Source organism: Streptomyces caeni, from assembly GCF_042678285.1.
Taxonomy (GTDB): domain Bacteria; phylum Actinomycetota; class Actinomycetes; order Streptomycetales; family Streptomycetaceae; genus Streptomyces; species Streptomyces caeni.
This window is the reverse complement of record NZ_JBHUDX010000042.1, coordinates 31,269-35,722: the sequence shown is the minus strand read 5'-3', so window position 1 is coordinate 35,722 and position 4,454 is coordinate 31,269. Positions and strand designations below refer to the sequence as shown.

Below are 4,454 nucleotides of genomic sequence, written 5' to 3'. Positions count from 1 at the left end.
GCTCACCGGGCTCATCGTCAGCAGCAGCGTCGACGGGATCTCCACCGTCGCCGTGACGCCGCCGCCGGGCGTGCGGGACAGTGCGACCCCGACCTTCCAGCGGCGGGCGAGCGTGCCGACCACGAACAGGCCGAGCACCTTCGTCGGGACGAGATCCAGGCGTTCGCGGCGGATCAGCCGGGCGTTCTCCTCGGCGAGCCGCTCGGCACTCATCCCCAGGCCGTGGTCGGCGACCTCGATCAGCGCGCCCTCGCCGCCCACGCGCACCGTCACCTCGACGGGGCTGCCGGCGGGCGAGAACGCGACGGCGTTCTCCAGCAGTTCGGCGATCATCAGCGTCAGGTCGCCGACGATGTCGGGCTCCACCACGACCTCGGTCTCGGCGTGCAGCCGTACCCGCTGGAAGCCCTCGATCTGGCCGAGCGCGGCGCGCACCACGTTGGTGAGGGCGGTGGGACCGCCGTCGAGGACCGTCTCGCGGATGCCGGCGAGCAGCATCAGGCTGTCCGCGTTGCGTCGCAGGCGTACGGCGATGTGGTCGATGGAGTAGAGCCGTTCGAGGACCGCGGGATCGGTCTCGCCGCGCTCCACCGCGTCGATGAGCGCGAGCTGACGGGCGGTCAGGTTGCTGACCCGTCGCCCGACGTTGCCGAACATCTCGGCGACGTTGCGGCGGCTGAGCACCTGACGCTCCAGCAGCGCGGCCGCGGTCGTCTGCACATGGTTGAACGCCTGGGCGAGTTCGCCGATCTCGTCGTGCGCCGTGACGGGCACGTCGCGCAGCCGCGGCGAGGCGTCGTCCTCGGCGTCGTCGTCGGCCACCCGGGCGAGTTCGCGGCCGGCGGCCTCCGCGACCTGCTGGGCGGCGCCGGTGAGGGCCTGCACCGGGCGGACCACCGAGCGGCGCACCGCCACGGAGAAGGCGATCCAGACGCCGAAGCCGATCAGCGCGAGGCTCAGCAGCAGCCCGGCCCGCCACTGGGCGTCCGAGGAGGCGCGGTCGGCGCGGTCGGCGATCTGCCCGATGAGCGAGGCGACGATCTTCAGCCGGCTCTCGGCCTGCCGCGGATAGGAGGGGTAGTCGCTCAGCGCGTCCGTGAACGTCCGGCGGATCTCCTCCCGGCCGTCCGCCTGCAGCCCGCTGGGGTCGACCTGGAGCTCCGCGTACGCCTCGGCGATGGACCGCTGGGCCGGGGTGTGCTCGATGCCGGAGAGCTGGTCCGTCTGCTGCTCGGTGGCGAAGCGTCCGAACCGGTCGGCCTGGTAGGTGTACAGCTCGTAGGAGCCGACCGCGCCCGTGAACTCGATGAGCGCGTTGCTGTCGCCGGTCGTCGCGGAGAACACGCCGGTCTCGAAGGCGGCGTGCGCGGCGTCGGCCCGCAGCAGGGAGTCGAGCAGGTTGCCGGTGAAGGTGGCCGCGAGGTCCGCGTTGCGGTCCAGAGCGAGGCCGTCGATCAGGCCCTTGGCGGCGTTCATGTAGGCGGGGTCGATGTTGTCGGCGGGCAGGTAGCCCTGGGCGACGGTCTCGCGCAGGCTGCTGAGGCCCTCGGCCTCCTTGAGCGCCTGGGCCTCGGTGGCGGGCAGCCGGTCGCCGAAGGCGCCGCGTACCTTTTGGACCTGGGAGTCCACCGCGGCCTGTGCCCTGCGGTAGGCGGCCAGGGAGGGCTTGGCGCCGCCCCCGGCCTCGTACCGCACGGAGAGCAGGACGGCCTGCTGGTGCTCGCGCTCCACATGGTCGACGAGGACCGCCACCTGCTCGCTGTCGCGGACGAGCCGGGCCGCCGACTCCGCGCGGTCCGACTGCCGCACCAGGTCGACGATCAGGTAGGTGAGCAGCACGGCAACCACGGCCAGCGGCACACCGACGAGGACGTTGAGCTTGCGCCGGAACGGCCATCGGTCCGCGAAGCCGCGTGGGCCACCACCGGGCGGCGACGGCGCCGGGCGGGTCGGCGCGTCCACCTCGTTCGTGGACACCAAGCCTCCTTCGAAGGCGTCTTGGGCGTGCGAAGAAAACACGTGACCGTCGTGGAGTGACCGGAGTCGGCAGGAAGAACCGGCCGAGGCCGGCGCAGAACGGTGCTGGACGGCCCGGAACGCCGTTGTCGGCCCGCAGCCCGTCGCCAACTCCCCGGAGACTACGCCTCTTCAGGCACCCAATCCGGTCGCCCTACGTCAAGAATCCATTACAAAGAGCGTGTGGTTCCGCCTTGGTCCGTTCGTGTTTTCTCCACGAGCGAAACCTGGCAACTGGGCGCGTGCCGAGGCCGATCCGTCTCCGGAAGGCCCTTGACCGATGCGGAACGAGCTGTATTGGATCAGTGGATGTGCGGCGCCCGCGCACCCGCACGCTCTGCCACATCCTGACAGACCCTCTGAGCCCGGAACGGGAACCGTGACTTCTACCGCGAACACCAGCACGTCCAGCAGGAGACTCCCCGTGGCGGCCGCCGTCGCGCTCGCCGTCGGCGCGACGCTGCTCGCCGGGTGTTCCTCGTCCTCCGACACCAAGTCCGACGACCCCCTCTCGGGTGACAAGGCGGGCGGCAGCACCGTCGTCGTCGGCTCCAACAACTTCGCCGAGAGCATCCTGATCGCCGACATCTACGGAGAGGCGCTCAAGGCCAAGGGCCTCAAGGTGGCCTACAAGCCCAACATCGGCAGCCGCGAGACCACGTACGGGCTGCTGAAGAACGGCTCCATCACCGTGCTGCCCGAGTACAACGGAGCCCTGCTGGCCTACCTCGACCCGAAGGCCACGCCCAAGACGGTGGCCGCGACGACGGCCGCCATCGACGCCAAGCTCGACGCCAAGCTGACGCTGCTCGAACCGGCGCCGGCACAGGACAAGGACTCCGTCACCGTCAACGCGGCCACCGCCAAGAAGTACAACCTCACTGACAAGTCCAGCATCGCGGACCTCAAGGACGTGGCCAAGGACCTGGTGATCGGCGGCTCGCCGGAGTTCCAGACCCGGCAGCAGGGGCTGGTGGGCCTGAAGTCCGTGTACGGCGTGGAGTTCAAGTCCTTCAAGGCGCTCGATGCGGGCGGTCCGCTGACCCAGGCGGCGCTGAAGAAGAACACCGTGCAGGCGGCGGACGTCTTCACCACGGACCCGACCATCTCCAAGGAGAAGTTCGTCGTCCTGCAGGACCCGCAGAACCTCTTCGGGTTCGAGAACGTGCAGCCGCTGGTCTACAAGTCGAACCTGCCCCAGAAGGGCGTCGACGCCCTCAACGCGGTCTCGGCCAAGCTCGACACGGTGACGCTGCTGGACCTGGACGCCCAGGTGCAGCTGGAGAACAAGGATCCGCTGGATGTCGCCAAGGCGTGGCTGAAGTCGGCCGGCCTGATCTGACGTCCGCGCCGTCGACACCGCCGCGGACGGACCGACGCGGGTGCCCCCGTCCTCCGGGGCCGACGGCACCCGCGTCGTCCTGGACGGCTGCGGCCCCGACGCCGGCGGGGTGGTCCGCCTCGCCGACGTCGAGGCCGTGCCCGTCGTCCCCCCGAAGGCACTGGGGCGGACCCGGCGCGCCTGGCGCACGGCACAGGGGTGGCCGGCACGGGCCGGTTGTACGGCCGCGGCACCGGCGTAGGTGCCCATCGCCCGGCTCGGTGGGGGCGCGGCGGACGACGAGGCCGGGCACGGCCTGCGGCTGCTGCGCAGCCACGCGGGCGGTGCCGGCGCCCTGCTCCCGGCCCGCGAGGCGCGGGCGATGCTCGCCGTGCGCGCGAACCGGTTGCTGGCGGGCGGCTCCGGCATCCAGCCCGCCTTTGTCATCGCGCTCACCGAGGCGCTGCGGCTCGGATTGCAATTTTCAACTTGTCTGTTGCGAGGCGTTGTTGGCGGGTGTCACAGTGGTCATACCGTCGGTAGCCGGTGAACAAGGCTGCTGAGCGGCCCAGTTGGGGGAGACGGGGTGGTTCGGCGTGCTGCGGCGTCCGGCGGCGGGGCACCGGCCAGGGTGCCCAGGCAGACGAAAGGCGAAGGGCTGATGTCTCCGCCCTCCCTCCCCCGGCCCGTTGACCGCCTGTCCGGGGGCACGCCCTCCCACAGATCCGACGCCTTCCACCTCCCGGCCGTCCCCGCCGCGGTGGGCACCGCCCGCAGGAACGTGCGCGCACTGCTCCAGCGGTGGGGCAGCGGGAGGGGGACCTCTGACAACGCTGTCCTGGTCACCTCCGGGCTCGTCACCGAGGCCGTCGTGCGCACCGGGAGTGAACGGATCGCCTGCCGGGTGCGCACCGACGGCCGCCGGCTGCGCATCGAGGTGGCGGACGAGAACCGGGGCGCCTCCGTGCCAGTCCCGCTCGGCGCCGGGCCCGACGACCAGGGCGGCCGCGGGCCGGCACCGGTGTGCGCGCTCAGCGGAGCCCGGGGGGTGCGGGACGCTCCGCACGGGGCCGGGCGCGTCATCTGGGCCGGACTCGCACCGGCACCTGGCGAGCCC

The 4,454-nt window shown here is 71.7% G+C and carries 5 protein-coding genes; 4 read left to right on the top strand and 1 reads right to left on the bottom strand.

The window, feature by feature from the left end; genetic code table 11:
* Positions 1–1,977 (bottom strand): sensor histidine kinase (locus ACFSL4_RS15695; protein WP_381082894.1); only part of this gene is annotated, 1,977 nt, incomplete at its 3' end.
* Positions 1,978–2,395: 418 nt separating this feature from the next.
* On the opposite strand from ACFSL4_RS15695, the gene ACFSL4_RS15690 reads away from it, so the two are divergent.
* From ACFSL4_RS15690 to ACFSL4_RS15675, 4 genes are all read left to right on the top strand, one after another.
* Entirely contained in the window at positions 2,396–3,358 is a 963-nt protein-coding gene (locus ACFSL4_RS15690; RefSeq protein ID WP_381082892.1) for an ABC transporter substrate-binding protein, read from the top strand.
* 40 nt (positions 3,359–3,398) lie between these two features.
* Positions 3,399–3,599, top strand: coding sequence for a hypothetical protein (locus ACFSL4_RS15685; RefSeq protein WP_381082891.1), 201 nt, complete (start codon positions 3,399–3,401; stop codon positions 3,597–3,599).
* Complete coding sequence (locus tag ACFSL4_RS15680; RefSeq protein WP_381082889.1) at positions 3,600–3,887, top strand: aromatic amino acid lyase; 288 nt, start codon at positions 3,600–3,602, stop codon at positions 3,885–3,887.
* 111 nt (positions 3,888–3,998) lie between these two features.
* Positions 3,999–4,454 (top strand): ATP-binding protein (locus ACFSL4_RS15675; protein WP_381082888.1); only part of this gene is annotated, 456 nt, incomplete at its 3' end.